A 25,813-nucleotide genomic window follows, 5' to 3' on the forward strand; every position below is an offset into this window, starting at 1 on the left:
TGAAGAGTCCCACGTCAAGGGGGTTCCGGTCCGGCGAGTCTTCCGTTATGCACCCGGTACGCGCACGGAGCACCCGAAGCGGGGCCACGCACGGAGCGTATCCGGGCGAGGCCGTATCGTTATGCTCAATTCTCCCTCAGATGTGATGACGCTGTGCGCGCCTCGTCACTACTGTCCTCCCAACCGACGGAGGACGGAGCAAGAAGCCGATGAGCGGAGTATCAGTGACCAAGGACGTGCAGGACGCGGCCGGTGCCGCGGACGGCCTGGTCGTACTGAGCAACGTCAACAAGCACTTCGGCGCGCTGCACGTGCTTCAGGACGTTGATCTGAGCATTGCCCGCGGTGAAGTCGTCGTGGTGATCGGTCCTTCGGGATCGGGCAAGTCCACGCTGTGCCGGACCATCAACCGGCTGGAGACGATCGACTCGGGCACCATCACGCTCGACGGGAAGCCGCTGCCGGCCGAGGGCAAGGAACTCGCCCGACTGCGCGCCGACGTGGGCATGGTGTTCCAGTCGTTCAACCTGTTCGCGCACAAGACGGTGCTGCAGAACGTCATGCTGGGCCAGGTCAAGGTCCGCAGGACTGACCAGGCGGCCGCCCGCGAGAAGGCACAGTCGCTGCTGGACCGGGTGGGCGTCGGCTCGCAGGCCGACAAGTACCCGGCGCAGCTGTCCGGAGGCCAGCAGCAGCGCGTGGCGATCGCCAGGGCGCTCGCGATGGAACCGAAGGTCATGCTCTTCGACGAGCCGACCTCGGCCCTCGACCCGGAAATGATCAACGAGGTGCTGGAGGTCATGCAGCAGCTCGCCCGGGAGGGCATGACCATGGTCGTCGTCACGCACGAGATGGGCTTCGCCCGCTCGGCCGCCAACCGGGTCGTCTTCATGGCCGACGGAAAGATCGTCGAACAGGCCACGCCCGAGCAGTTCTTCAGCAACCCGCGCAGCGACCGCGCCAAGGACTTCCTGTCGAAGATCCTGCACCACTGACGTTTCTCGTCCGGTAGTGATCCGTTCGACGGAGCACACATCTCGCTCGTCGCTCAACCACGTCTCACCCGAGGGAAGTTCACCATGAAGATCTCCAAGGTCGGTGCGGCCGCGGCCGTCGCCGTCGCCCTTGCCCTGACGGCGACCGCCTGTGGCGGCAACAGCGACAAGGCGTCCGGCGACGCCGGTTCGTCCGGTGGCACCGGCAAGGACAAGGTCGTCATCGGCATCAAGTTCGACCAGCCCGGCGTGGGCCTCAAGACCCCCGACGGCAAGTACACGGGCTTCGACGTCGATGTCGCCACCTACGTGGCCAAGGAACTCGGCTACCAGCCGGACCAGATCGAGTTCAAGCAGGCCATCAGCGCCGAGCGCGAGAACCTCATCTCGAACGGTGACGTGAAGTTCATCGTCGCCAGCTACTCGATCAACGACAAGCGCAAGGAGAAGGTGGACTTCGCGGGTCCGTACCTCCTCGCCCACCAGGACCTGCTGGTTCGCGCCGACGACACCAGCATCACCAAGCCCGAGGACCTGAACAAGAAGAAGCTCTGCTCGGTCACCGGCTCCACCTCCGCGCAGAACGTCAAGACCAAGCTGGCCCCCGAGGCCGACCTGAAGGAATCCGCCGGCTACTCCGAGTGCCTCACCGGCCTGGAGAGCAAGACGATCGACGCGCTGACGACGGACAACTCGATCCTGGCCGGCTACGCCGCGCAGGAGAAGAACAAGGGCAAGTTCAAGCTCGTCGGGCTCAACATGAGCAACGAGAACTACGGCATCGGTCTGAAGAAGGGCGACAAGGACCTTCAGACCAAGATCAACACCGCGCTGAAGAAGATGGTCTCGGACGGCTCCTGGGAAGCGGCCGTGAAGAAGAACTTCGGTCCGGCCGATTACAAGAACGAGCCTGCCCCGCAGATCACCGAAGGCAGCTGATTCCCCGGTGAGGGGCGTCGCCGCCCGCCTGCCGCGGGCGGCGGCGCCCCTCACCGGCCACTCTGGGGAGAGCGCAGGGCAACGTGTTCGACTTTCTTGATTCCGGGCAGTACGACATGCTCGGAGCCTTCTGGGTGACGGTTCAGCTCACCCTCTATTCGGCGGTCGGCTCCCTCATATGGGGAACCGTCCTGGCCGGGATGCGGGTCAGCCCGGTCCCACTGATGCGCGGCTTCGGCACCACGTACGTCAACGTGGTGCGCAACACCCCGCTGACCCTGCTGATCATCGCCTGCTCACTGGGCCTCAGCGAGACGCTGGGCATTTCACTGGGCGGCGAGACGTTCAAGGAGACCGGCTTCCGGCTCGCGGTCCTCGGACTCTCGGCCTACACCGGCACCTTCGTCTGCGAGGCACTGCGCTCGGGCATCAACACCGTGCCCGTCGGGCAGGCGGAGGCCGCCCGCGCACTGGGCCTGAGCTTCTTCCAGGTGCTCACCCTGATCGTGCTCCCCCAGGCCTTCCGGGCGGTCATCGCGCCGCTCGCCAACGTACTGATCGCACTCACCAAGAACACCACGGTGGCTGCGGCCATCGGCGTGGCCGAAGCGGCCCTGCTGATGAAGGAAATGGTCGAGAACGAGGCCCAGGCACTCTTCGCCGTCTTCGGCGTCTTCGCCCTCGGTTTCGTCCTGCTGACCCTGCCCACCGGCCTGCTGCTGGGCTGGGTGGCCAAGCGAGTGGCGGTGAAGCGATGAACTCCGTGCTGTATGACGCCCCGGGCCCGAAGGCGAAGTCCCGGAACTGGATCTACACCGTCGTCTTCGTCGTCCTGCTCGGCCTCGCCCTGTGGTGGGCGCTGGGCCTCATGTCGGAGAAGGGCCAGCTCGACGGTGAGAAGTGGTCCCCCTTCGTCACCGACAGCCAGCTCTGGACCACCTTCCTGATCCCGGGCCTGCTGGAGACCCTCAAGGCGGGCGCGCTCGCGATGGTGATCGCGCTGCCCCTGGGTGCGCTGCTCGGCATCGGTCGGCTGTCCGACCACGCCTGGGTCCGGGTCCCCGTCGGTACGTTCGTCGAGTTCTTCCGCGCCATTCCGGTCCTGATGTTGATGATCTTCGGCTCGGCCTTCTTCGTGGAGTTCACGCCGGTCTCCTCCGACATCCGCCCGCTGTACGCGGTGGTCGCCGGCCTGGTGCTCTACAACGCTTCGGTCATCGCCGAGATCGTTCGGGCGGGCGTGCAGTCCCTGCCCAGCGGCCAGTCGGACGCGGCCAAGGCGATCGGCATGCGCAAGGGCCAGACCATGGTCCACGTGCTGATCCCGCAGGCCGTCACGGCGATGCTGCCGGCGCTGGTCAGCCAGCTCGTGGTGATCCTCAAGGACACCGCGCTCGGCGGCACCCTGCTCGGCCTCACCGAGCTCCTGTCGACGGCCCGGCAGATCTCCGCGAACTACAGCAACACCATCGCGACCTTCGTGGTGATCGCGCTGATCTACATCGCGGTCAACTTCGCCCTCACGAGCTTCGCGTCCTGGCTCGAGGGCCGGCAGCGCAAGTCCACGAAGGGCACCGGCGCGGTGGTCGGCGTCGCCGACGTCGGTGACATGGCCACCGGCCGGGCGATGTGACCCGATCACCCTCCGGTCTTCCGGCCCCCAGGGTCTGACATAGAGTCAGTCATAGTGCGTAGCCCGCGTGGTGCGGCGGAAGTCTTCCGCCGCACCACGCGGCGTTGTCGCGACGGGTGTCACTTGACGCGGGCACCTTCAGTGGGTTGCATACGTTCTGTGATCACATACCGGACATCGGGAGCCGCGCCATGGACCCGGTGATCGTCGTCGGCGCGGGACCCGTCGGGCTGTCCCTCGCCCTCACCCTGGCCGGCCACGGCGTGCCGTCCGTCCTGCTCGACGAGGGACCCGGCAAGGACGAGCCCCGGCCCGCCCGTTCCGTCGTGCTGCACGCCGACACGGCGGCCATGGCGCACCGGCTGGGCTGTACGACGCTGCGCGACGAGGGCGCGCGCTTCGCGGCCTGGCGCACCATGCGGCGCCGTCAGGAATCCTCGCGGATCACCTTCGACGACGGGCCCGCCCCCCTGCACCTGCCGCAGCACGCCCTGGCCCGCGGCCTGCGCGACTCGGCCACCACCCATCCGCTGATCCAGCTGGTCACCGACTGCAAGCTGGACTCCCTGGAGCAGGACGAGCGCGGGATCACCGCGCACACCCGGGGCTCCGAGACCACCTGGTGGCGCGGCAGCCACCTGGTCGGCTGCGACGGCGCCCGCTCCACCGTGCGCAAGCTCCTCGACATCCGCTTCCCCGGCCGGACCGCCGTCGAGCGGCAGGCCGTGGCCGCGCTGCGCGCCGAACTGCCTTGGCCCGGCGAGGCGTTGCTGCACCGCAACCCGCCGGCGGGCCCCGAGGAGGTCACCGCTCGACCGCTGCCCGACGGGGTCTGGCGCCTCGACTGGCTGCTCCCGGCCCGCGGGGACCTGGTCACCCCGGACGCGCTCGTCACCCTGATCCGCGACACCCTGGCGGGATGGTGCGGGGGTACGACTCCCCCGTACGAGCTGATCGACACCGGGGTGCACACCCTGCACCACCGACTCGCCCGGCGCTGGCGCGACGGCCGGGCCTTCCTCGCCGGGGACGCCGCGCACCTGCTGGGCGCGCTCGGCACCCAGGGGGTCGAGGAGGGGCTGCGCGACGCCGAGAACCTGGCCTGGAAGCTGGCCCAGGCCTGGCACCAGGGAGCCTCCGAAGCCCTGCTCGACAGCTACGAGGACGAACGGCGCACCGCCGTCGCCGCCCGGCTGCGCGCCGCCGACCAGGCCATGCCCGCCCTGCGCGGCGGGGGCGGCCTGCGCACCCTGCTCCCCGGATCGACGCGCTCCGCGCACACCCTGCTCACCGACGGCCACCTCGGCCGGGGCCCGCTGGGCGCGGAACCCGTGTACGCCCCGCCGGTCGCCGTGCGCGAGGTGCCGACGGCGACGGAACCCGGCGGTCCGGTGGCGAACGTCCCGGTCACCGCCCCCGACGGGACCACCGTCCCGCTGCGCGACCTGCTCGGTCGGGGCCGGCTGCTGGTGCTGCTCGTCGCCCCGGGCACCGGGGTCTGGGACCGGCGGCACTGGGTGGGCGCCGGCCTGATGCCCCGGCTGGCGGCGGCGGTGAGCGCGCTGCCGGTGCGGGCCGAGCTGCTGGTGGCGGACTCCTACCCGGGCGCCCCGGCGCACACCGTGCTCCTCGTACGGCCCGACGGGCACCTGGCGGCCACCTTCGCGGGGGTCCGACCGGCGGAACTGTACGAGGCGGCGGACGCCGTGCGCGGTGGTGCGCCGGAGGCCGCGCCGACCGCCTCCACCACGCCTACAGCCGTGATCGATTGACCGTTCTCGGCACCTCGTGGTTCACTCGCGGACATGACCGGCAACGACGTACGCCTGTGGCGGAGGGTTCACATGGACCTGCTCCGCTACGCGGGCTGCGTGTGTCGCCCTTCCTGCTGATTCGCCTTCCCTCCGCGCGCCCCGTGTCCTTCCGGGCCCGCGCGCACCTTCGCGAACTCCCAGGACGGTCATCACCCCATGTCTGCGCCGACGCACGCGCCCGCCCCCACCCACGTCCCCTCGCCCTCCGTCGCCCCCGCCTCCGGTCCGACGGCAGCTGAGCTCCTCGCCTTCGCCCTGCGCACCGCCGCCGATCCCGCGGTCGTCGATTCGCTGCCGCTGGACCCGGAGGGTCGTACCTGGATCCGTCTGGAGGGTCCGGGCGGCAGCGAGGCCTGGCTGATCGGCTGGCCTCCGGGCACCGGAACCGGCTGGCACGACCACGCCGAGTCGCGCGGCGCGTTCGCCACCGCCCGGGGCAGGCTCACCGAGCACTCCCTGTCCGTACGCCTCCCCTCCGAGGGCTGGCAGAGCCTGGAGCTGGCCGATGGGGTGGACCGCACCCGCGCGCTGGCCGCCGGGGCCGGACGCGGCTTCGGCGAGCACCACGTGCACGAGGTGCTCAACGAGTCGGGCACCGAGCACGCCGTCTCCGTCCACGCGTACTACCCGCCGCTGCCGCTGATCCGTCGGTACAGCCGCAGCGGCCCGGTCCTCACCCTGGAGCAGGTCGAGCGCCCGGCGGACTGGCAGTGAGCGCCCCCGTCGGCATCGACGAGTTCCTGGAGCGGGTCCGCGAGGGCTACACCCGCGTCGACGCGCGGGCCGCCCACGAAGCCTCCCTGGCCGGAGCCCTGTTGGTGGACATCCGCTACCAGGCGCTGCGCGAGCGGGACGGACTGATCCCGGGGGCGGTGGTCATCGAGCGCAACGAGCTGGAGTGGCGCCTCGATCCGCGGGGCTCGCACCGCATCGCGCAGGCCACGGACCACGACCTCGAAGTGATCGTGATCTGCAACGAGGGCTACGCCTCCACCCTCGCCGCGGCCTCCCTCCACACGCTGGGCCTGCACCGGGCGACGGACCTGACGGGCGGGTTCCAGGCCTGGAAGTCGGCCGGCCTGCCCGTCACCGGCCCCTGACGCGCGCGTGACGCCGGCCGGTGCCCCGCTCGTCCGGGGCGCCGGTCGGCGATGCGGCACCGGCCCGGCCGTCACATCGGCCACAACAGCCTCATCCGTCACACCCGCAATACCCGTCACTCCTTGGACGTCGCCACGTCCACCGGGGCCACCCGCAGGGCGAACCGCCCCGGCACCGCGGTGGCCACCAGCGCCAACAGCCCGGCCACCCCGACGACCAGCGCGTACACCGGCGCCAGGACGGCCGGCGCGACCGAGCCGGTCATGCCCAGGCTGAAAGCGGTGAGCACGGACAGTGCGATCCCGGAGCCGAGCACCACCCCGGTCAGCACCACGGCCAGGGTTTCCGTACGGATCATCCGCAGCACCTGGCGGCGCTTGGCGCCGGCCAGCCGCAGCATCGCGAACTCCCGGAACCGTTCGGCGGTCGACATCGCCAGGGTGTTGACCACCGAGACGGCCGTGAAGGCCAGGACGAGGCCCATGGCGAGGAGGTTGATCTCGGCCCCGGCCCGCTGCTGGTCGGCCCGCGCCGCGTCGGCGTCCGCGGCGGACAGCACCGCCACCTCGGGGTGGTCCTCCAGCGCGGCGGTCAGTCGCTCCCGCCCGGTGCCCGGCTGCGTCGCCACCAGTACGGCGGAGGCCAGCGGGTTGTCCATGTGCGCGGCCAGCAGGTCGTGCGGGAGCGTCAGGTCCCCGAAGCCGAGCCCCCGCGCGTACACGGCGCGGACCGTGAGGGTCACGGGCGTGCCGTCCCCGAGGGTCAGTTCCAGCGGGCTGCCCGGCCTGAGCCCCAGCTCGTCGGCGGCCAGTTCGCTCACGGCCGCGCCGTCCTCGCCGAACCCGTCCAGGCTCCCGCTGGTGACGGCCGGGTCCCAGGTCCGGGTCAGCCCGGCCGGGGTCAGGCCCTGCGCCCCGTACTTGGCCAGACCGACCCGCACCGACGTACGCACGACTTCGGTGGCCGCCGTGACCCCGGGCGTGTGACGGATCCGCTCGGCGGCGGCCGGCGTCACACCGGGTCCCCGCGCGGCGAGCACCCACGGGGCCCGGGTGCCTTCCCGTGCCTGGGCGCGGGCGGCGTCGCCGAGGGTGGGGGTGACGAAGAGCACGGTGCAGGTCATCCCGACGAGCAGCGCGAGGGGGGTGACGGCGGCGGCCATGCGGGTGGCGTTGCCGCGCAGGTTCGCGGTGGCCAGGTGGCCGCCGGCGCCGGTCAGCCGCAGCGGTCCGGCCAGCAGCGCCGCGGTCGCCCGCACCAGCCAGGGCCCGAGCAGCGAGACCGCTCCGGCCAGCACCACCACGGTCAGGAAGGTCACCGGCGTCGACGCGGGCTCCGTGCGCAGCGATCCGAGTACGACGACCAGGACCGCTCCGCCGGCGAGCAGCAGCAGCCCGGCCAGGGTGCGGATCCAGGCGGGGCGTCCGCGCTCGACGGCGGCTTCGGCCAGCGCCTCGGCGGGACGGATCCGGGCGATGCGCCGGCCGGTGATCCGAGCGGCGGCCCAGGCGCCGAGCAGGCTCGCCCCGAGCGCGACGCACATCGGGAGGATCCCCGCGGTGCGCTCCAGGGTCGCCGGAACGACCCCGGTTTCGACGAAGCGGCCGTACAGCCAGGCGGCGAGGGGCAGCCCGGCCACCGCGCCGACGACCCCGGCGGCCAGTCCGACGATCAGCGCCTCGCGGCCGATCATGCTCCGCAGTTGGCGCGGGGTGGCGGCGATGGCCCGCAGCAGGGCGAGCTCGCGGTGGCGTTGCTGGACGGAGAGGGCGAACGTGCCGACGACCACGAGGACCGCGACGAGCAGGGAGGTGCCGCCCATGGCACCGCCCATGGAGACCAGTTTGATCCTGGCGCCGGCGGCGTCCGGGAACTCCACCGGCCCCCGGGCGTCCCCGACGGCGACCTGTGCGGTGGCGGTCCGCGGGGTGGCCCTCAGGGCCTGCGCGACCCTGCCGGCGAGCTCCGTGGGCGTCACTCCGGGCGCCGGCACCACCGCGATGGCGGCGACCCGGCCGGCCCGGTCGGCGAGCCGCTCGGCCTCGGCGTCGCTGAAGAACAGGGCTTCCTGCCGGGTGAGGTCGCCGCCGGCCGGCCGCGCCACCCCGCTGACCGTGTACGTCTTCGGTTCCCCGGTGGCCTGCACGGTGAGTCGGGCTCCGGCCTTCAGTCCGGCCCGGGCGGCCAGTGCCCCGTCGATGACGACGTCGTCGCCGCTCTGCGGGGCGCTGCCCTCGGTGAGCGCGAAGGGGGTGAGGACGGCGGAGGTCCAGGCGTGTCCGTACGAGGGCGCGCCGCCGGACGCGGCCGAGCCGACGGGTACGGCCTGGAAGGTCAGCTCGGGTACGACGCGCAGGGCTCCGGGGACGGCACGGACGGTGTCGACGGCCCCGATCGGCAGCCAGGCCCGCTCGGCGACGGGCTTGGCCTTGTGCTTCGTCTTGGTCTTGCCCTTCTTCTCCGTGACCGTGGTCCGGTGGACGTTCCGGTCGGCGGAGACGACCACCGGCGCGGCCGCGTACCGCTCGGTGGCGATCCGGCCGCGGAGTCCGGTTTCCAGCAGCGTGCCGCAGGCGGTGATCAGGGCCGCGGCGCACACGAGGGCGACGAAGGCGCCGAGGAAGCCGGCCATGCGGTCCCGGACGGTCTGGAGGGCGTAACGCAGCATCATGCGGGCAACTCTGCCGCCGGGTCGGCGCCCTGGCATTGGAGCGTTCCGGCGTCCCCGCCCGGGGGCTACCCCCACCCCGGCCCGCCGTCGCGCCTCAGCCCGTCGAGAACCCGGCGTCGGTGTGGTCGTCCTCGTCGACCTCCGCCTCCAGTGCGCGGCGGACCACCCGCAGGGCCATGCCCTCCGGGTACCCCTTGCGGGCGAGCATGCCCGCGAGGCGCCGGATCCGCTTGTCCCGGTCCAGGCCGCGGGTCGCGCGGAGCTTGCGCTCCACGAGTTCCCGGGCCGTCCGTTCCTCCTGCTCGGAGTCCAGCTGTTCCAGTGCCTCCTGCACCAGGGTGGTGTGCACCCCCTTGGTGCGCAGTTCCTGGGCGAGGGCCCGGCGGGCCAGGCCCCGGCCGCGGTGGCGGGACTCGACCCAGGCCCCGGCGAAGGCGGCGTCGTCGATCAGGCCGACCTCCTCGTACCGCGAGAGGACCTCCTGCGACACCTCCTCGGGGATGCCCCGCTTCTCCAGGGCGTCCGCGAGCTGCCGCCGGGTGCGCGGCATCCCGGTGAGCAGGCGCAGACAGATCGCCCGCGCCTGCTCCTCGGGACTCTGGGGCGGCAGTTCCTGACCACGGCCTTCACGACCGCCTCCGGCGCCCCTTTCCTGCTCCCGCACGGGTCAGCTCTTGGCGACGGCGGCCTTGGCCGTCGTCTTGGCCTTCGACGCCGGGGCGGGCACGGCCGCTGCGGCATCCGCCGGTGCGGCACCGGCCTCCTCGGCGGCGGGGTCGACCTTGCGCACGCCCACGCCCAGCTTCTCCTTGATCTTCCGCTCGATCTCGTTGGCGAGGTCGGGGTTGTCCTTCAGGAAGTTGCGGGCGTTCTCCTTGCCCTGACCGAGCTGGTCGCCCTCGTACGTGTACCAGGCACCGGCCTTGCGGACGAAGCCGTGCTCCACGCCCATGTCGATCAGGCCGCCCTCGCGGCTGATGCCGTGGCCGTAGAGGATGTCGAACTCGGCCTGCTTGAAGGGCGGCGCGACCTTGTTCTTGACGACCTTGACGCGGGTGCGGTTGCCGACCGCGTCCGTACCGTCCTTGAGGGTCTCGATGCGGCGGATGTCCAGACGCACGGAGGCGTAGAACTTCAGCGCGCGGCCACCGGTGGTGGTTTCCGGCGAGCCGAACATCACACCGATCTTCTCGCGGAGCTGGTTGATGAAGATGGCGGTGGTCTTGGACTGGTTGAGCGCACCCGTGATCTTGCGCAGGGCCTGGCTCATCAGACGGGCCTGGAGACCCACGTGCGAGTCACCCATCTCGCCCTCGATCTCCGCACGGGGCACGAGCGCCGCCACGGAGTCGATGACGATGAGGTCGAGGGCGCCGGAGCGGACCAGCATGTCCACGATCTCCAGCGCCTGCTCGCCGGTGTCCGGCTGGGAGAGGATGAGGTTGTCGGTGTCGACGCCCAGGGCCTTCGCGTACTCGGGGTCGAGCGCGTGCTCGGCGTCCACGAAGGCGACGGTGCCGCCGGCCTTCTGCGCGTTGGCCACGGCGTGCAGGGTCAGTGTGGTCTTACCGGAGGACTCCGGCCCGTACACCTCGATCACGCGGCCGCGGGGCAGCCCGCCCACGCCGAGGGCGATGTCCAGCGCGGTCGACCCGGTGGGGATGACCTCGATGGGGTCGTTCGGCTTGTCGCCGAGGCGCATGACCGCACCCTTGCCGAATTGCCGTTCAATCTGTGCGAGCGCGGCGTCGAGAGCCTTCTCGCGGTCGGTGCCTGCCATGGGTTCCACCCGGTTTGCTTGAGTCGATCGCTTCACGCCATTGACGCTAACGCCTGCCACTGACAATGCGCTCCCACGCCAGGTTCAGCTGTGGATAACTCTCATCAGAATGGATGTTCGATTTCCCTGTCAAGCGCGCCACGCCCGCCCCACCCGCCACGGGCGGCAAGCCGTTCCGCCGCTCGCTCCGCCAGGACCGCGCCCCCGGGAGCCGCCTGCGTCCGGCGCCGTCGCGCGTAGGCGATCGCGACGACGGCGACCATCGGCACCGCGGCTGCCGACACCCCCGTGTCCGGCAGCCGCACCACCCACCCGGGACCGCGGCCGGGACCTACAGCGGAGCCGTACCGTCCGCCGGGAAGGCTCCGCCGTGGCCGGGGACGATCACGTCCGCGGCGCCCAGGACGCGGAGCCGGGAGGCGCGCAGGAGCCCGTGGTCCGGGGCCACCGGGTCCTCGACGGGTCCGTTGGGTCGCCACCAGAGGTCGCCCACGAAGGCGACGACGCCCTCGCCCGTGCCCGCCAGCAGCGTGATGTCCTCGCGGCTGTGGCCCGGGGTGCGGATCAGGCGCAGGGCGGGGGTGAGTTCGTACCCCTCGGCGTCCCGGTCCGTCCACTGGTCGTGCCGGTAGACGGCCTTGTGGTCGTGCACGCGGGCCTCGCCGAAGAGACCGACGTTCATGGTGTTGTCCGGGTGGTGGTGGCTGAGCACCACATCGGTGATGTCGTCGGGGCCGAGCCCCAGTGCGGCGAGCGGGCCGAGGATGCGGTCGCGACCGGCCACCATGCCCGGGTCGACGATCACGTGGCGGTCCCCGTCGTGGACGTAGGAGACGGTGGCGGCGACACCGGGCCCCGTCGAGAGGGTGTAACCGGTGGTCAGGATCGTGTACGTGGCGCTGCGGGCCAGCGGTGCGTCTGTCATGCACACCATGCTCCCGGCCGGGCCGGACGCCCACGAGTGGCAGCGTTGCCAGTGATCGCGGGAATCGTGCCAACCCCCTTTCCGGCTGCGATACTTCGGGCGTGCCGCCCTTCGAGACCGTCGCCGCCTACGTCCCCGCGGGGGCCGGCATGCTCGCCGTCGGCATCGTCACCGAGGTGTTCGGCCCGCACGGGCAGGGGCTGCCCGGCTTCGACTTCGCCCTGTGCGCCGACCGCCCGGGGCCGGTCCCCACCGATCTGGGCGTGCCGTTGACGGTGTCGCACGGCCTGGACCGGTTGGCCGCCGCCGACCTGGTGATCGCGCTGCCCGGAGCGGATTTCCGTACGCCGCCGGGCCCCGGCGTGCGCGACGCGCTGTCGGCGGCGCACGGGCGGGGGGCGCTGGTCGCGGCCCACTGCGTCGGTACGTTCGCGCTCGCCGCCGCCGGACTGCTCGACGGCTTGCGGGCCACCACGCACTGGAGGTTCGCCGCGCTGCTGGCGGAGCGCCACCCCGAGGTGTCCGTCGAACCGGACGCCCTGTACGTGGACGAGGGCCGGATCGTCACGGGCGCGGGCGCGGCGGCCGGCTTCGACCTGTGCCTGCACCTGCTGCGGCGGGAGCACGGCGCCGCGACGGCGAACGCCGTGGCGCGGGACATGGTGCTGCCCTCGCACCGCGACGGCGGACAGGCCCAGTACCTGGCGGCGCCCGCCCCGCAGGACTGCCAGGACGAGCGGCTCGCCGAGGTCCTGACCTGGGCCCGGGAGAACCTGCACGAGCCGTTGCCGGTGGCGGAACTCGCCCGGCGCGCCATGATGAGCAAACGTTCCTTCGCCCGCCGGTTCACCGCCGCGACGGGCACCACCCCGCACGCCTGGTTGCGGAGCCTGCGGCTGAGCGGGGCCGAGGAGCTGCTGGAGACCACGGACCTGCCGGTGGAGGAGATCGCCCGTCGGGTCGGGTACGGGAGCGCGGCCGTCCTGCGCGAGCAGTTCGTGCGCCGCCGGGGCGTGCCGCCGCGCTCGTACCGCCGCTCTTTCTCCCGTACGCCGTAAGCCCGATCCCGTACGCCGCGGGCGCGCCCGACTGACAACCGAAGGTTGACACCCCCAGGGTGTCAACCTAGGGTTGCGCTCATGACGAACCCTTCCGTGGAACCTGTTCGCATGACCAATCCGGTGCGCCTGGACGACCTCATCGAGGCCATCAAGAAGGTCCACACCGACACCCTGGAGCAGCTCAGCGGCGCCGTCGTCGCCGCCGAGGCCCTCGGTGACGTGGCCGACCACCTCATCGGCCACTTCGTCGACCAGGCCCGGCGCTCCGGCGCCTCCTGGACCGACATCGGCCGCAGCATGGGCGTCACCCGCCAGGCCGCCCAGAAGCGCTTCGTCCCCAAGCCCGACAAGGAGGGCGAGCCCGGTCTCGACCCCAACGAGGGCTTCGGCCGCTTCACCCCCCGCGCCCGCAACGTCGTCGTGACCGCGCAGAACGAGGCCCGCGCAGCCGGCAACACCGAGATCCGCACCGAGCACCTGCTCCTCGGCCTGCTGTCCGAGCCCGACGGCCTCGCGGTGCACGCCCTGACCGCCCAGGGCGTCACGGCCGACGCCGTACGCGCGGCGGCCGCCGCCGGCCTGCCCGCCGCCGCGGAGTCCGTCCCCGACCTCGTCCCCTTCGACGCCTCCGCGAAGAAGGCCCTGGAGCTCACCTTCCGCGAGGCCCTGCGCCTGGGCCACCACTACGTGGGCACCGAGCACGTCCTGCTCGCGCTCCTGGAACTGGAGCACGGCACGGGCCCGTTGAGCGGCCTCGGCGTCACCAAGGACGCCGTCGAGGGCTGGGTCAGCGACGCCTTGGCAGCCGTACTCGCCGCCCCGGAAGAGAACGGGCGGTAGAGACGTCCGCGTGTTCCGTCAGCGCGTACCGCTTCACGTACGCGCCGAGGAACGCCTGCGACGTGGCGACGGCCGGGATCGCGATGAGCGCCCCGACCGCGCCCAGCAGGGCGGTGCCCGCGATGACCGAGCCGAACGCCACCGCCGGGTGGATGTCGACGGTCTTCGAGGTCAGCTTCGGCTGCAGCACGTAGTTCTCGAACTGCTGGTAGACCACCACGAACCCGAGCACGTACAGCGCGTACCAGGGATTGACGGTGAAGGCGATCAGCATCGGCAGCGCGCCCGCCAGGTAAGTGCCGATGGTGGGGATGAACTGGGAGACCAGCCCCACCCAGACCGCGAGCGCGGGCGCGTACGGCACGTCCAGGAACGCGAACAGCACGTAGTGCGCGACGCCGGAGATCAGCGCCATCAGCCCGCGCGAGTAGAGGTAGCCGCCCGTCTTGGCGACGGCGATCTCCCAGGCCCGCAGCACCTCCGCCTGCTTGGCCGGCGGCAGTACGGAGCACAGCGCGCGCCGCAGCCTCGGCCCGTCGGCGGCGAAGTAGAAGGAGAACAGGCCGACCGTCAGCAGCCGGAAGAGTCCGCCGAGCACGGTCGTGGACACGTCCAGCACGCCGGTCGCGCTGTTCTGCACGTACTTCTGCAGCCAGTCGGAGTGGAGCAGGCTGTCCTGGATCTCCAGCCGGGACAGCTCGGTGTGGAAGGTGTCGTTGATCGACTTGATCACCGAGTCGAGGTAGCGGGGGAAGCCCTCCACCATGTCGACGATCTGCCCGGCGAGCATCGAGCCGAGCAGGGCGAGGAAGCCCGCCGCGAAGACGAACACCCCGAGGAAGACCAGGAAGGTGGCGAGCCCGCGGCGCACGCCGCGCGCCGCCATCCTGGCCACGGCCGGCTCGATCGCCAGCGCGAGGAAGAACGCGATCAGGACGTTGATCAGCAGGCCGATCAGCTGGTGGAAGGCCCAGCTGCCGAGCTGGAAGCAGGCGATGAGCGCCAGTACGAGGACCACCGCGCGCGGCAGCCACCGCGGCATCCGCGCGTCCGCCCCGGCGGGGGCGGCGTCGGTGGGCGGCCCGCCCGGCCGACCCGGGTCGGCCGGCAATCGCCGCTCGCCGGACGGACCGGCGGCCGTCGCACCCGTCGGGGGCGCCGTGCCGGGGGCGTCCGCGGGCGGGTCGGTCGTCTCATATGTCGCTGCCACGCGGCCCAGTCTCGCCCACCGGCCCGCCGTACCGCGAAGCGGTGCCCCGGCCCCCGGCCCTCAGCGCAGCGTGGCCGGCACGTCCATCGCCGAACACACCGCGCGCCACACGTCCTTGGCCTCCCAGCCCGCGTCCAACGCCTGGTGGACGGTGCGCCCGCCCAACTCCGTCATGACGTGGTCCCGTGCGAAGGAGTCGGCGTAGCCGGCGCCGAAGTGCTCGGCCATCCGTTCCCAAAAAGTCGTCAACCGCATGCCTCCAGTATCCCGCCCCGGAGAGTGCACCCGCCCCGTTCGGGCCGTGCGGGGCGGCCCCCGCGCCCTACGGTGTCACGCATGCCTGGAGACGAAGCTTCCACGCCGGCCCCATCGGGCCCACCCGCCCCACAGGCCGCGCTGGCCCCACAGGCCGCAGCGGCCCCGGCGGGTCCGGCGACCCCGCTGGTCCGCGCCGAGCAGTTCATCTGGCTCACGGCCCGCGTCCTTGAGCAGCGCCGGTTCGCGTTCCACTTCCTCGGCGGTGAGGCCGACCCGGTGGACGCCGCCCTCGGCGCCTACCTCGGCGCCGACGGCGGCTACGGGCACGCCCTCGACCCCGACCTGCGCGGCCCGCTGAGCCAGCCGCTGCACACCGCGCACGCCCTGCGCGTCCTCGACGGCCTCGGTCGCTGCGCCGGGCAGCGCATCGAGCGGCTCTGCCGCCACCTGACCGGCGTCTCCACCCCGGACGGGGCGCTCCCGCTGGTCTTCCCGCCGCCGCGCCACCACCCGACCGCCCCCTACCACCCCGTGTGCGACGACCCGCCGGGCGAGTTGGTGACCACGGGGCCGGTCGTCGGGCTGCTGCACCGCAACCGCATCTGGCACGCGTGGCTGTTCCGGGCGACCGACTTCTGCTGGGAGCGGGTGGAGAACCTGCGCCGGTCGCACCCGTACGAGGTCCGCGGCGCGGTGGCCTTCCTCGACGGCGTTCCCGACCGAGCCCGCGCGGCGGCGGCCGCGGACCGGCTCGGCCGGCTCGTGCGCGAGCAGCGGCTGGTGGTGCTCGACCCGGGCCGGCGCGGCCAGTACCCGCTGTCGGCCGGGTACGCGCCGGGCGAGGTGCTGTTCCCGTACGACTACGCGCAGCGCCCGGAGTCGCTGGCCCGGAGCTGGTTCACGGACGAGGAGATGCGGCGCTCGCTGGACTTCCTCGCGACGGAGCAGCGGCCGGACGGCGGCTGGCCGGTGCGGCGCCCGGACTGGGCGCCGGGCAGCTCGCTGGAGCGGCGGCCCATCGCCACCCTGGAGGCCCTGCTGACGCTCCGGGCGTACGGGCGTCCGCTGACGGGGGTCAGCCTGCCAGGGCCCGCACACCCGCGGTGACCACGACCGCCGCGCCGACCACGACGAGGAAGGGGGCCCGCAGCAGCAGCGCGGCTCCGGCGGCGGCGAGCCCGGCGGCCCGGGCGTCGAGGACGAGCTCGTGGCCGGTGCTGAAGGTCTGTTGCGCGGTGAGCGCGGCGAGCAGCGCGACCGGCAGCAGCGCGGCGAGCCGTTGGACCAGCGGCCGCTCCAGCGCCCCGGCGGGGACCAGCAGCCCGACGAGCTTGAGGGCGTAGCAGCCGACGACGGTGATCCCGATGGCGATCCAGATGTTCACGAGCGGCGTCCCTTCAGCCACAGGACGGCGGGGGCGGCCAGCGCGGCGATCAGTACGGGCACCCCGGCGGGAAGGAAGGGCAGGAAGCCCAGCCCCAGGACGACGGCGAGCGCGGCGACGGCGCGCTCGGTGGCCGTCCTGAGCATCGGCGCGAGAAGGGCGAGGAACACGGCGGGCCCGGCGGCGTCCAGCCCCCACGCGGCGGTGTCCCCGATGGCCTCGGCGCCCAGCGCCCCGAGGAGGGTGGTGAGGTTCCACAGGAGGTACAGGCTGAGGCCGGTGACGGTGAACCCGAGCCGGGCGGACTTGCGGTCGGGCTGCGCGAGCGCCACGGCGGTGGTCTCGTCGATCACCCAGTGCGCGGCGAGGGGCCGCAGGAACCGGGGCAGCGCGAGGAGCTGCGACAGCCGCAACCCGTAGAAGGCGTTCCGGGTCCCGAGGAAGAAGGCACCGGCGGCGGCGGTGAACGGGTTGCCGCCCGAGGCCAGGGCTCCGACCAGCGCGAACTGCGAGGCGCCGGTGAAGACGAGCAGGCTCAGCACGCAGGCCTGGAGCACGCTGATGCCGGCTCCCGCGGCGGTCACGCCGAACGCGAACCCGGACAGCCCGACGGCCACCCCCACCCCGAGCGCGTCCCGCACGACAGCGGCGCGGGGCCGCCCGTCGTCGACCCTCTCGGGGGTCTCCCGCATCACCATCCGATGTTCTCCCACGCCCCGAAGGTACGCAGGCCGGGCCGGCCCCGTCTTGTACGTTCTTGCACGTCCGCCCCGCTACGGGGCCCGCCGGCCCGCGCGGTCAGCCGGCCGCCCGTTCCCGCCGGTAGGCGCCGGGCGGGACTCCGACGATGCGGGTGAAGTGCCGGTTCAGGTGGGGCTGGTCGGTGAAGCCGACGGTGACGGCCGCCTCCGCCGGCGTCGTCCCCCCGTCCAGCAACTGGCGCGCCCTGCGGACCCGGGCGTCGGTCAGCCAGGTGTGCGGCGGCATGCCGTAGCGGGCGCGGAAGGCCCGCAGCAGGGCGAAGGGGCTGGTGCCCAGCTCGGCCGCGAGCTGCTCCAACGAGGGCGGCCGGGCCATCCGCTCCGCCAGGACGGCCCGGGCCCGCTCGGCGTCGGCGGCGCCCGCGCGGCGCGGGGTGCGGGTGGGCAGCGGGCCCGCGTGCCTTGTGAGCATCCGGGCCACGACGCCCCTCAGGAGGGTGTCGGCGGCCAGCGCGTTGCCCTCCTCGGCGGCCCGGTGCACCTCGGTGATCGCCCGGGAGCCCGGGAGGTCGGTGATCAGCTCGGGGGTGAAGCCGGGCGTCCCCCGCAGGGTGCCGATCTCGGCGGCGACGTCGGTGATCAGAGCGCGGGAGGGGTAGAGGGTGGCGTACGCCCAGCCCTCGGGCACGCCCGCGCGCGCGGTGTGCGCGACCTCGGGGTTGATCAGCACGACGCTGCCGGGCCCGGCCCGTACGGTGCCGCCGGGCAGGCCGATCTCCTCGACGCCCCCGGTGACGGCGGCGATGACGTAGCCGTCGTGGGCGTGGCGCGGGAAGGTGTGGCGCACGTAGCGGGCGCGCAGCAGGTCCAGGCCGGGCAGTTCCGCGTACTGCCAGTGCCGGGCCCACTCCCCGTGTTCCGCGTCCGTCCCCATGCCCCCATTCTGCGCCCGACCGGGTGGGGGCGTTCTCGCAGGTCGGGCCGTATGTCAGTGCCGGGGTGCACGATGGGGGCATGTCCGGCTCAGCGCTCGCCTCGTTCTCGCCCGCGACCCGCTCGTGGTTCACGGGTGCCTTCCGTACGCCCACCCCCGCGCAGGAGGGTGCCTGGCGGGCGATCGGGGAGGGCTCGGACGTGCTGGTGGTGGCGCCGACCGGCTCCGGCAAGACCCTCGCCGCCTTCCTCGCCGCCCTCGACCAACTGGCTTCGGCCCCTCCGCCCGCCGAGGCCAAGAAGCGCTGCCGCGTCCTGTACGTGTCCCCGCTGAAGGCCCTCGCCGTCGACGTGGAGCGCAACCTGCGCAGCCCGCTGACCGGGATCCGGCAGGAATCGGCCCGCCTCGGCCTGCCCGAGCCGGACATCCGGGTGGGCATCCGGTCGGGGGACACCCCGCCGGCCGAGCGGCGGGCCCTGGCCACGCGGCCCCCGGACATCCTGATCACCACGCCCGAGTCGCTGTTCCTGATGCTGACCTCGGCCGCGCGCGACGCGCTGTCCGGGATCGAGACGGTGATCCTGGACGAGGTGCACGCCGTGGCCGGGACCAAGCGCGGCGCCCACCTGGCGCTGTCGCTGGAGCGGCTGGACGAGCTGCTGCCGCGGCCCGCGCGCCGGATCGGGCTGTCGGCCACGGTCCGCCCGGTGGACGAGGTGGCCCGGTACCTCGCGCCGCGCGGCCGGGTCGAGATCGTGCAGCCGCCGTCCGGCAAGGAGTTCGACCTGTCGGTGGTCGTCCCCGTGCAGGACATGGGCGAGCTGGGCGGCTCCCCCGCCACCGAGGGCAAGGAGGGCGGCGACAGGCCGTCGATCTGGCCGCATGTGGAGGAGCGCATCGCGGACCTGGTGCAGGCCCACCGCTCGACGATCGTGTTCGCCAACTCCCGCCGGCTCGCGGAGCGGCTCTGCAACCGGCTCAACGAGATCGCCCACGAGCGCGCCACCGGCGCCCCCCTGCCGGAGGGCGCTCCCCCGGCCGAGGTCATGGCCCAGTCGGGCGCGGCCCTCGGCGCCCCGCCGCTGCTGGCCCGCGCCCACCACGGTTCGGTGTCCAAGGAGCAGCGGGCCCTGGTCGAGGAGGACCTGAAGGCGGGCCGGCTGCCCGCCGTGGTCGCCACGTCCAGCCTCGAACTGGGCATCGACATGGGCGCGGTGGACCTGGTGATCCAGGTGGAGTCACCGCCGTCGGTGGCCTCCGGGCTCCAGCGCGTGGGCCGCGCCGGCCACCAGGTGGGGGCCGTCTCCACGGGTGTGGTCTTCCCCAAGTACCGGGGCGACCTGGTCCAGGCAGCCGTGGTGACCGAGCGGATGCGCACCGGCTCGATCGAATCGCTGCGGATCCCCTCCAACCCGTTGGACGTCCTCGCCCAGCAGGTGGTCGCGATGACCGCTATGGACACCTGGCAACTGGACGAACTGCTGGCCCTGGTGCGCCGCGCCGCGCCCTTCGCCGCCCTGCCGGAGTCGGCGTTCACGGCGGTGCTGGACATGCTGGCGGGCCGCTACCCGTCGGACGCGTTCGCCGAGCTGCGCCCCCGGGTGGTGTGGGACCGCGTCGCGGGGACGATCACGGGCCGACCGGGCGCCCAGCGCCTGGCCGTCACCTCCGGCGGCACCATCCCGGACCGCGGGCTGTTCGGCGTCTTCCTCGCGGGCAGCGCCGCGGCCGACACGAAGAAGGGCGGCAGGGGCGGCGGCCGGGTCGGTGAGCTCGACGAGGAGATGGTCTACGAGTCCCGCGTGGGTGACGTGTTCACCCTGGGCACCACCTCCTGGCGCATCGAGGACATCACCCGCGACCAGGTCCTGGTCACCCCCGCGCCCGGGGTACCGGGCCGGCTGCCGTTCTGGAAGGGCGACCAGCTGGGCCGCCCCCTCGAACTGGGCCGCGCGGTCGGCGCGTTCCTGCGCGAGCTCGGTGGCCTCACCGACGAGGACGCCCGGCTGCGGCTGCTCGCGGCGGGCCTCGACGCCTGGGCCGCCGACAACGTCCTCGCCTACCTCGCCGAGCAGCGCGAGGCCTGCGGCCACGTACCGGACGACCGGACCATCGTCGTCGAGCGGTTCCGTGACGAACTGGGGGACTGGCGGGTCGTGGTCCACTCGCCGTTCGGCGCCCAGGTGCACGCCCCCTGGGCGCTGGCCCTCGGCGCCCGCCTGGCCGAGAAGTACGGCATGGACGCGCAGGTCATGCACGCCGACGACGGCATCGTGCTGCGCCTGCCGGACGCCGACCTGCTGTCCATGGACCTCCTCGACCACGACCCCGCGCACGTCCCCACCCACGGTTTCGACGACGACCAGCCCCCGCTGGGCGCGGCCGACGTCATCTTCGACCGGGGCGACGTCAACGGGATCGTCACCGACCAGGTCGGCGGTTCGGCCCTGTTCGCCTCCCGCTTCCGCGAGTGTGCGGCCCGCGCGCTGCTGCTGCCGCGGCGCAGCCCGGGCAAGCGCACCCCGTTGTGGCAGCAGCGCCAGCGGGCCTCGCAACTGCTCCAGGTCGCTTCGGAGTTCGGCTCCTTCCCGATCGTCCTGGAAGCCGTGCGCGAATGCCTCCAGGACGTGTTCGACGTACCGGGCCTGACCGAGCTGATGGGGGACATCGAGGCGCGCCGGGTCCGGCTGGTCGAGGTCACCACGCCCGAACCCTCGCCGTTCGCGCGTTCCCTGCTGTTCGGTTACGTCGCCCAGTTCCTGTACGAGGGCGACTCGCCGCTGGCCGAGCGCAGGGCGGCGGCGCTGTCGCTGGACTCCCGCCTGCTGGCGGAGCTCCTCGGCCAGGCGGAGCTGCGCGAACTGCTGGACGCGCAGGTACTGGAGGACCTGGAGCGGGAGCTCCAGTGGCTGACCCCGGACCGGCGGGCCAAGGACGCCGAATCGGTGGCCGACCTGCTGCGCCTGCTGGGCCCGCTGACCGACGCGGAGCTGACCGAGCGCGGCGCGGACCCGGCGTGGGTCCGCGAACTCGGCGCCGCCCGCCGCGTCGTCGACGTGCGGATCGGGGGCGTGGAGCACTGGGCGGCCATCGAGGACGCGGGCCGGCTGCGGGACGCGCTGGGCACGGCCCTCCCGGTCGGGGTTCCCGAGGCGTTCACGGAACCGGTGAAGGACCCCCTCGGCGACCTCCTCGCCCGGTACGCCCGCACCCACGGCCCGTTCACGACGGCCGTCGTCGCGGCCCGGCTGGGTCTGGGCACGGCGGTGACCGAGGGCGCCCTGCACCGCCTCGCCGCGGCGGGCCGGCTGGTCCAGGGCGAGTTCCATCCGGCGGGCAGCGGCCAGGAGTGGTGCGACGCGGCCGTGCTGCGCCGGTTGCGGCGCCGCTCGCTGGCGGCGCTGCGCCAGGAACTGGAGCCGGTCCCGCCGACCTCGCTGGCCACCTTCCTGCCCCAGTGGCAGCACCTGGGCGGCGGCCTGCGGGGCATCGACGGCCTTGCCCGCGCCGTCGAACAGCTCCAGGGGGCGGCGGTCCCCGCCTCCGCCCTGGAGCGGCTGGTCCTGCCGTCGCGGGTGACCGGGTACTCCCCGGCCATGTTGGACGAGCTGACCTCGACGGGCGAGGTGGTGTGGGCGGGCGCGGGAGCCCTGCCCGGCAAGGACGGCTGGGTCTCGCTCTACCTGGCGGACGCCGCGCCGCTGCTGCTTCCCGAGCCGCACCCGCTGGAGCTCGGCGAGCTCCACAAGGCCGTCCTCGACGCCCTGTCGGGGGGCTTCGGCCTGTTCTTCCGCCAGCTCACCCAGTCCGTCCGCACCCGGCACCCGGAGGTCTCCGACCTGGAGCTGGCCTCGGTCGTCTGGGACCTGGCCTGGTCGGGCCGCCTGACGAACGACACCCTGGCCCCGCTGCGTTCCCTGTTGGGCTCCGGCCGGACGGCGGGCGCGACGGCGCACCGGGCCCGCCGCACCGTCCCGCGCGGGCGCTACGGCACGCTCGGCGCGAGCGTGTCCCGTACGGGCCCGCCGACGGTCTCGGGCCGCTGGTCGCTGCTGCCCGCCGCCGCTCCCGACCCGACGCACCGGGCCCACGCCCTGGCCCGCACCCTGCTGGACCGGCACGGGGTGGTCACCCGGGGCGCGGTGGCGGCCGAGGGCGTGGCGGGCGGTTTCAGCGCCGTCTACCGGGTGCTGTCCGCGTTCGAGGACAGCGGACAGGCCCGCCGGGGGTACGTGGTGGAGGGCCTGGGCGCGGCCCAGTTCGCGATGGACGGCGCCGTGGACCGGCTCCGGGCGGCCGAACGCACCCCGCCCCCACTGGCGGCGGTCGTCCTGGCCGCCGCCGACCCGGCGAACGCGTACGGGGCGGCCCTGCCGTGGCCCGATCCCCCCGGCGACGCGACGCACAAGCCGGGCCGCAAGGCGGGCTCCCTGGTGGTCCTGGTCGACGGGGAGCTCACCCTGTACCTGGAGCGCGGCGGCAAGACCCTGCTGGCCTGGCCGGAGGCCGGGGACCCCCGACTCCTGGCGGCCACGACGGCCCTGGTCACGGCGTCCCGTACGGGCACCCTCCCGGCGCTCACGGTGGAGCGGGTCAACGCCGCCCCGGCCCTGACCTCGCCCCTGGGCGCCGACCTGGAGGCGGCCGGTTTCCACGCGACCCCGAGGGGCCTGCGCCTGCGCAGCTGAGTGGCGCTCCCACCCGCGGGTGCGAGGGCGGCGAGGACTCGGTCTGGTCTCGACTGTGCCGCGCCTGTTCTGGCCATGTCACGAAACTGTTCCCGGCCGCCCCTGGGCTCGCCCGGACCCTTATCCATGCCTTATCAAGATGATCACAGCACCGCACGGGCGGTGCACCACCATGGGGGAACCAAGAGTGAGCACCATCAGCATGCGCGGAACCACCCTGGGCGCGGTCGGCCTGGCGGTCTCCGCCACCCTGGCCCTCACGGGCTGCAAGAACGGCAACGAGGAGCTCCCCGCGGCGCAGCCCAGCAGCTCGGCGAGCGGACCCTCGCAGCCCGCGTCGCCCTCGGCCCAGCCCAGCACCCCGGCCGCCCCGAGCTCCTCGTCGAGCGCGAGCGCCGACGCCGGCGCGTCGCCCGTGCCCGGGGCGAACGGCACGGCCACGTCGGGCCAGGTCTTCAAGATCGGCGAGGCCGCGCAGATACCGTTCGACTACGGCAGCACCAAGGGCGGACGGATCGCCCTCACCGTCACCGCGATCGAGCAGGGCAACCCGGCCGACCTGGACGCCCTCAAGCTCGGCGACAAGGTCAAGGGGATGATCCCCTACTACGTCCGCTACTCGGTGCAGAACACCGGCACGGTCGACCTCTCGCACACCTCCGTGGGCCACATCAAGGGCCTCCTCCCGGACGGCAGCGAGGCCCAGGGCGTGTCGATCATCGGCAAGTTCGAGAAGTGCCCGAACGAGTCCCTGCCGAAGGGCTTCACCAACGGCAAGACGCAGGCCGGCTGCGCCCTGGCCCTGGCCCCGTCGGCCCAGACGAAGGTGACCGGCGCCCAGTACTGGGGCGAGCCGTACAACATCCTGAGCAAGAACAAGGAACTCGTCTGGAAGTAGCCGGCGGCCCCCGGGCCCACCGACGACGGAACCCCCGCCGGCACCTGCCGGCGGGGGTTCCGTCGTCCATCACCGCCCCGACCCACCCCCGGCGGCCCCCCATCGGCGGCTGCCGGGCGCGACAATGGCTCCATGCCCGAAGGAGACAGCGTCCACCGCGCGGCGAGCCGCCTGCACTCCGCCCTCGCCGGCAAGCCGCTGACCCTCAGCGACCTGCGCGTCCCGCGCTTCGCCCTCGCCGACCTCACCGGCCGCACCACCCTGGACGTCACCCCGCGCGGCAAGCACCTCCTCGCCCGTTTCGAAGGCGGCCTCACCCTCCACAGCCACCTGCGCATGGACGGCGCCTGGCACGTCTTCGCACCGGGCGAGAAGTGGCGCGGCGGCCCCGACTACGAGATCCGCGCCGTGCTCGGCACCGCCGACACCACCGCCGTCGGCTACCGGCTGCCCGTCCTGGAGCTGCTCCGCACCGCCGAGGAGGAACGGGTCGTCGGCCACCTCGGCCCCGACCTGCTCGGCCCCGACTGGGATCCCGCCCGGGCCGCCGCCAACCTGCTCCGCGACCCCGACCGCCCGCTCGGCGAGGCCCTGCTCGACCAGCGCAACCTGGCGGGCATCGGCAACATCTACAAGTCCGAGGCCTGCTTCCTGGTCCAGGCGACCCCTTGGACCCCGGTCGGCGACCTCCCCGATCCCGAGGCCACCCTCCCCCGCCTCGCGGCCGCGGCCCAGCGCCTGCTGGCCGCCAACATCGGCGAGCACGGACGCCGCTCCACCACCGGCAGCCGCCTCCCCGGCCGGGAGCTGTTCGTCTACGGCCGCGCCCACCGCCCCTGCCTGCGCTGCGGCACCACCGTTCTCGAGGCCCCGCAGGACGACCGCCCGACGTACTGGTGCCCGCGCTGCCAGTCCGGGCCCGCCCCCGCTCCCACCGGGCGCCGCCGCACCGGTTGACGGGTCGTCAGATCCACTCGTACCGTCCCTGCATGCCCACACCCGCCATCGCGTACGACCTCACCGGCCGCACCGCCTTCGTCACCGGGGCCGCCAGCGGCATCGGCCGCGCCACCGCCGCGCTCCTGGCCCGGGCGGGGGCGAGCGTGCACTGCGCGGACCGCGACGAGATCGGCCTCGCCGGGACGACGTCCCTCATCGCCGGGGCGGGCGGGGTCGCCACCGGCCACCCCCTCGACGTCACCGACCGGGCCGCCCTGCGGGCCGCCGTCGCCGCGGCCGGGCCGCTCGACGTCGTCGCCGCGATCGCCGGGGTCATGCACACCAGCAGCGTCCTGGAGACCACCGACGAGGACCTCGACCGGATCCTGGACGTGAACTTCAAGGGAGTGCTGCGCACCTGCCAGGAAGGAGTGCGGGCCATGATCGCGGCGGGCCGCCCCGGTTCGGTGATCACCATGGCCTCCGGCGCCGTGGACGCCGCCCAGCCCGGCCTGCTCTGCTACAGCGCCGCCAAGGCCGCCGTGGTCCAGCTGACGAAGACCCTCGCCACCGAGAGCGGCCCGCACGGCATCCGCGTCAACGCGGTCGCCCCGGGCTGGATCCGCACCCCGATGACCGGCCGGCACAGCGCCGAGGTCCTGGAGCGCACCGAGGCAACGATGGTGCGGATGTCCCCGCTGGGTCGGGTCGGCGAGCCCGAGGACATCGCCCAGGCCGTGCTCTACCTCGCCTGCGACGCCTCGTCCTTCATGACGGGCCAGATCCTTCGCCCGAACGGTGGAGTGTCGATGCCCTGGTGACCCCGGCCGCGCCCTCCGCGGTGACCCCGGCCGCGGGCTCCATCGCACCGGCCCGTCCCCGTCGTCCCGTGTCCGCCCGCCGCGCGCAGTGCACCGGCAGCAGCCCCAGCCCCCAGCCACCGACCGCCACCGCACCCTCCACGGGCCCGGACTCGGCCGGTGCCAGCGTCAGCCGCAGGACGGCCCACCACCACAGCACGCCCATCGCGAGGGCGAGGGGT

Annotated in this window: 25 protein-coding genes; 15 read left to right on the top strand and 10 right to left on the bottom strand. The window is 73.4% G+C overall.

Going from position 1 to position 25,813, the window contains the following annotated elements; all coding sequences use genetic code 11:
- Nucleotides 1–209: 209 nt before the first annotated feature.
- The 8 genes from ACFY0I_RS19000 (at nt 210) to ACFY0I_RS19035 (ending at nt 6,481) form a co-directional block, all read left to right on the top strand.
- A complete protein-coding gene (locus ACFY0I_RS19000; protein ID WP_388896797.1) occupies nt 210–995 on the top strand; it encodes an amino acid ABC transporter ATP-binding protein in 786 nt (261 codons plus the stop codon).
- A gap of 84 nt (nt 996–1,079) precedes the next feature.
- On the top strand, nt 1,080–1,934 hold the full coding sequence (locus ACFY0I_RS19005; RefSeq protein WP_388896799.1) for a glutamate ABC transporter substrate-binding protein: 855 nt from the start codon (nt 1,080–1,082) through the stop codon (nt 1,932–1,934).
- Between the two features lie 83 nt (nt 1,935–2,017).
- Nucleotides 2,018–2,692 (top strand): amino acid ABC transporter permease, encoded by a 675-nt coding sequence (locus tag ACFY0I_RS19010; protein ID WP_388896801.1) that lies wholly within the window; start codon nt 2,018–2,020, stop codon nt 2,690–2,692.
- Nucleotides 2,689–3,567 carry an amino acid ABC transporter permease gene (locus ACFY0I_RS19015; RefSeq protein WP_388896804.1) on the top strand — a complete coding sequence of 293 codons (879 nt, stop codon included), beginning with the start codon at nt 2,689–2,691 and terminating at the stop codon, nt 3,565–3,567. The genes ACFY0I_RS19010 and ACFY0I_RS19015 overlap by 4 nt, the downstream gene beginning before the upstream one ends.
- A gap of 191 nt (nt 3,568–3,758) precedes the next feature.
- Complete coding sequence (locus ACFY0I_RS19020) at nt 3,759–5,339, top strand: FAD-dependent monooxygenase (protein WP_388896807.1); 1,581 nt, start codon at nt 3,759–3,761, stop codon at nt 5,337–5,339.
- 33 nt (nt 5,340–5,372) lie between these two features.
- Nucleotides 5,373–5,459, top strand: coding sequence for a putative leader peptide (locus ACFY0I_RS19025; RefSeq protein ID WP_311318651.1), 87 nt, complete (start codon nt 5,373–5,375; stop codon nt 5,457–5,459).
- Between the two features lie 78 nt (nt 5,460–5,537).
- Entirely contained in the window at nt 5,538–6,095 is a 558-nt protein-coding gene (locus ACFY0I_RS19030) for a cysteine dioxygenase (RefSeq protein WP_388896810.1), read from the top strand.
- Nucleotides 6,092–6,481, top strand: coding sequence for a rhodanese-like domain-containing protein (locus ACFY0I_RS19035; RefSeq protein WP_388896812.1), 390 nt, complete (start codon nt 6,092–6,094; stop codon nt 6,479–6,481). The genes ACFY0I_RS19030 and ACFY0I_RS19035 overlap by 4 nt, the downstream gene beginning before the upstream one ends.
- A gap of 116 nt (nt 6,482–6,597) precedes the next feature.
- Here ACFY0I_RS19035 and ACFY0I_RS19040 read toward each other — a convergent pair whose 3' ends face one another.
- The 4 genes from ACFY0I_RS19040 to ACFY0I_RS19055 form a co-directional block, all read right to left on the bottom strand.
- Complete coding sequence (locus ACFY0I_RS19040; RefSeq protein WP_388896815.1) at nt 6,598–9,153, bottom strand: ABC transporter permease; 2,556 nt, start codon at nt 9,151–9,153, stop codon at nt 6,598–6,600.
- Between the two features lie 94 nt (nt 9,154–9,247).
- On the bottom strand, nt 9,248–9,817 hold the full coding sequence (gene recX, locus ACFY0I_RS19045) for a recombination regulator RecX (protein ID WP_388896818.1): 570 nt from the start codon (nt 9,815–9,817) through the stop codon (nt 9,248–9,250).
- A gap of 3 nt (nt 9,818–9,820) precedes the next feature.
- The gene (gene recA, locus ACFY0I_RS19050) at nt 9,821–10,933 is read right to left on the bottom strand and encodes a recombinase RecA (protein ID WP_362879330.1); all 1,113 of its coding nucleotides are present in this window, start codon (nt 10,931–10,933) and stop codon (nt 9,821–9,823) included.
- Nucleotides 10,934–11,264: 331 nt separating this feature from the next.
- Entirely contained in the window at nt 11,265–11,858 is a 594-nt protein-coding gene (locus ACFY0I_RS19055) for an MBL fold metallo-hydrolase (RefSeq protein ID WP_388896822.1), read from the bottom strand.
- A gap of 149 nt (nt 11,859–12,007) precedes the next feature.
- On the opposite strand from ACFY0I_RS19055, the gene ACFY0I_RS19060 reads away from it, so the two are divergent.
- Nucleotides 12,008–12,916: a GlxA family transcriptional regulator gene (locus tag ACFY0I_RS19060; RefSeq protein WP_388896902.1), complete on the top strand. Its 909-nt coding sequence runs from the start codon at nt 12,008–12,010 to the stop codon at nt 12,914–12,916.
- Between the two features lie 81 nt (nt 12,917–12,997).
- A complete protein-coding gene (locus ACFY0I_RS19065) occupies nt 12,998–13,759 on the top strand; it encodes a Clp protease N-terminal domain-containing protein (protein ID WP_388896825.1) in 762 nt (253 codons plus the stop codon).
- Here the strand turns inward: ACFY0I_RS19065 and ACFY0I_RS19070 are convergent.
- Together ACFY0I_RS19070 and ACFY0I_RS19075 are read right to left on the bottom strand one after the other, a co-directional pair.
- Nucleotides 13,707–14,801, bottom strand: a complete 1,095-nt coding sequence (locus ACFY0I_RS19070; protein ID WP_388896905.1) for an AI-2E family transporter — start codon at nt 14,799–14,801, stop codon at nt 13,707–13,709. The genes ACFY0I_RS19065 and ACFY0I_RS19070 overlap by 53 nt on opposite strands.
- Nucleotides 14,802–15,029: 228 nt before the next feature.
- Nucleotides 15,030–15,224, bottom strand: a complete 195-nt coding sequence (locus ACFY0I_RS19075; RefSeq protein ID WP_388896828.1) for a DUF3046 domain-containing protein — start codon at nt 15,222–15,224, stop codon at nt 15,030–15,032.
- Nucleotides 15,225–15,305: 81 nt separating this feature from the next.
- On the opposite strand from ACFY0I_RS19075, the gene ACFY0I_RS19080 reads away from it, so the two are divergent.
- Complete coding sequence (locus ACFY0I_RS19080) at nt 15,306–16,334, top strand: hypothetical protein (RefSeq protein ID WP_388896831.1); 1,029 nt, start codon at nt 15,306–15,308, stop codon at nt 16,332–16,334.
- Here ACFY0I_RS19080 and ACFY0I_RS19085 read toward each other — a convergent pair.
- The 3 genes from ACFY0I_RS19085 to ACFY0I_RS19095 form a co-directional block, all read right to left on the bottom strand.
- Nucleotides 16,303–16,611 carry an AzlD domain-containing protein gene (locus ACFY0I_RS19085; RefSeq protein ID WP_388896834.1) on the bottom strand — a complete coding sequence of 103 codons (309 nt, stop codon included), beginning with the start codon at nt 16,609–16,611 and terminating at the stop codon, nt 16,303–16,305. The two genes, ACFY0I_RS19080 and ACFY0I_RS19085, sit on opposite strands and share 32 nt — an antisense overlap.
- Nucleotides 16,608–17,309 carry an AzlC family ABC transporter permease gene (locus ACFY0I_RS19090; protein ID WP_388896907.1) on the bottom strand — a complete coding sequence of 234 codons (702 nt, stop codon included), beginning with the start codon at nt 17,307–17,309 and terminating at the stop codon, nt 16,608–16,610. Before ACFY0I_RS19090 ends, ACFY0I_RS19085 begins: the two co-directional genes overlap by 4 nt.
- Nucleotides 17,310–17,409: 100 nt before the next feature.
- Nucleotides 17,410–18,246: an AraC family transcriptional regulator gene (locus ACFY0I_RS19095; RefSeq protein WP_388896837.1), complete on the bottom strand. Its 837-nt coding sequence runs from the start codon at nt 18,244–18,246 to the stop codon at nt 17,410–17,412.
- Nucleotides 18,247–18,326: 80 nt separating this feature from the next.
- On the opposite strand from ACFY0I_RS19095, the gene ACFY0I_RS19100 reads away from it, so the two are divergent.
- The 4 genes from ACFY0I_RS19100 to ACFY0I_RS19115 all read left to right on the top strand — a co-directional run bounded on the left by ACFY0I_RS19100 (nt 18,327) and on the right by ACFY0I_RS19115 (nt 25,592).
- Nucleotides 18,327–22,934, top strand: coding sequence for an ATP-dependent helicase (locus ACFY0I_RS19100; protein WP_388896840.1), 4,608 nt, complete (start codon nt 18,327–18,329; stop codon nt 22,932–22,934).
- Nucleotides 22,935–23,121: 187 nt separating this feature from the next.
- On the top strand, nt 23,122–23,832 hold the full coding sequence (locus ACFY0I_RS19105) for a hypothetical protein (RefSeq protein ID WP_388896844.1): 711 nt from the start codon (nt 23,122–23,124) through the stop codon (nt 23,830–23,832).
- A 132-nt stretch (nt 23,833–23,964) separates the two neighbouring features.
- Nucleotides 23,965–24,789, top strand: a complete 825-nt coding sequence (locus tag ACFY0I_RS19110) for an Fpg/Nei family DNA glycosylase (RefSeq protein WP_388896847.1) — start codon at nt 23,965–23,967, stop codon at nt 24,787–24,789.
- Between the two features lie 32 nt (nt 24,790–24,821).
- Nucleotides 24,822–25,592 carry an SDR family NAD(P)-dependent oxidoreductase gene (locus ACFY0I_RS19115; RefSeq protein WP_388896849.1) on the top strand — a complete coding sequence of 257 codons (771 nt, stop codon included), beginning with the start codon at nt 24,822–24,824 and terminating at the stop codon, nt 25,590–25,592.
- Here ACFY0I_RS19115 and ACFY0I_RS19120 read toward each other — a convergent pair.
- Complete coding sequence (locus ACFY0I_RS19120; protein ID WP_388896910.1) at nt 25,540–25,797, bottom strand: hypothetical protein; 258 nt, start codon at nt 25,795–25,797, stop codon at nt 25,540–25,542. The genes ACFY0I_RS19115 and ACFY0I_RS19120 overlap by 53 nt on opposite strands.
- Nucleotides 25,798–25,813: the final 16 nt, after the last annotated feature.

Origin of the sequence: Streptomyces sp. NPDC001568 (assembly GCF_042893755.1) — a bacterium.
Taxonomy (GTDB): Bacteria; Actinomycetota; Actinomycetes; order Streptomycetales; family Streptomycetaceae; genus Streptomyces.

What these genes read in the sequence shown, in the direction of transcription:
- ACFY0I_RS19000 (WP_388896797.1), top strand. Translation starts at nt 210, where the DNA reads ATGAGCGGAGTATCAGTGACCAAGGACGTGCAGGACGCGGCCGGTGCC.
- ACFY0I_RS19005 (WP_388896799.1), top strand. Translation starts at nt 1,080, where the DNA reads ATGAAGATCTCCAAGGTCGGTGCGGCCGCGGCCGTCGCCGTCGCCCTT.
- ACFY0I_RS19015 (WP_388896804.1), top strand. Translation starts at nt 2,689, where the DNA reads ATGAACTCCGTGCTGTATGACGCCCCGGGCCCGAAGGCGAAGTCCCGG.
- ACFY0I_RS19020 (WP_388896807.1), top strand. Translation starts at nt 3,759, where the DNA reads ATGGACCCGGTGATCGTCGTCGGCGCGGGACCCGTCGGGCTGTCCCTC.
- ACFY0I_RS19025 (WP_311318651.1), top strand. Translation starts at nt 5,373, where the DNA reads ATGACCGGCAACGACGTACGCCTGTGGCGGAGGGTTCACATGGACCTG.
- ACFY0I_RS19030 (WP_388896810.1), top strand. Translation starts at nt 5,538, where the DNA reads ATGTCTGCGCCGACGCACGCGCCCGCCCCCACCCACGTCCCCTCGCCC.
- ACFY0I_RS19040 (WP_388896815.1), bottom strand. Translation starts at nt 9,153, where the DNA reads ATGATGCTGCGTTACGCCCTCCAGACCGTCCGGGACCGCATGGCCGGC.
- recA (WP_362879330.1), bottom strand. Translation starts at nt 10,933, where the DNA reads ATGGCAGGCACCGACCGCGAGAAGGCTCTCGACGCCGCGCTCGCACAG.
- ACFY0I_RS19055 (WP_388896822.1), bottom strand. Translation starts at nt 11,858, where the DNA reads ATGACAGACGCACCGCTGGCCCGCAGCGCCACGTACACGATCCTGACC.
- ACFY0I_RS19060 (WP_388896902.1), top strand. Translation starts at nt 12,008, where the DNA reads ATGCTCGCCGTCGGCATCGTCACCGAGGTGTTCGGCCCGCACGGGCAG.
- ACFY0I_RS19065 (WP_388896825.1), top strand. Translation starts at nt 12,998, where the DNA reads ATGACGAACCCTTCCGTGGAACCTGTTCGCATGACCAATCCGGTGCGC.
- ACFY0I_RS19070 (WP_388896905.1), bottom strand. Translation starts at nt 14,801, where the DNA reads ATGCCGCGGTGGCTGCCGCGCGCGGTGGTCCTCGTACTGGCGCTCATC.
- ACFY0I_RS19075 (WP_388896828.1), bottom strand. Translation starts at nt 15,224, where the DNA reads ATGCGGTTGACGACTTTTTGGGAACGGATGGCCGAGCACTTCGGCGCC.
- ACFY0I_RS19080 (WP_388896831.1), top strand. Translation starts at nt 15,306, where the DNA reads ATGCCTGGAGACGAAGCTTCCACGCCGGCCCCATCGGGCCCACCCGCC.
- ACFY0I_RS19090 (WP_388896907.1), bottom strand. Translation starts at nt 17,309, where the DNA reads ATGGTGATGCGGGAGACCCCCGAGAGGGTCGACGACGGGCGGCCCCGC.
- ACFY0I_RS19095 (WP_388896837.1), bottom strand. Translation starts at nt 18,246, where the DNA reads ATGGGGACGGACGCGGAACACGGGGAGTGGGCCCGGCACTGGCAGTAC.
- ACFY0I_RS19100 (WP_388896840.1), top strand. Translation starts at nt 18,327, where the DNA reads ATGTCCGGCTCAGCGCTCGCCTCGTTCTCGCCCGCGACCCGCTCGTGG.
- ACFY0I_RS19110 (WP_388896847.1), top strand. Translation starts at nt 23,965, where the DNA reads ATGCCCGAAGGAGACAGCGTCCACCGCGCGGCGAGCCGCCTGCACTCC.
- ACFY0I_RS19115 (WP_388896849.1), top strand. Translation starts at nt 24,822, where the DNA reads ATGCCCACACCCGCCATCGCGTACGACCTCACCGGCCGCACCGCCTTC.
- ACFY0I_RS19120 (WP_388896910.1), bottom strand. Translation starts at nt 25,797, where the DNA reads ATGGGCGTGCTGTGGTGGTGGGCCGTCCTGCGGCTGACGCTGGCACCG.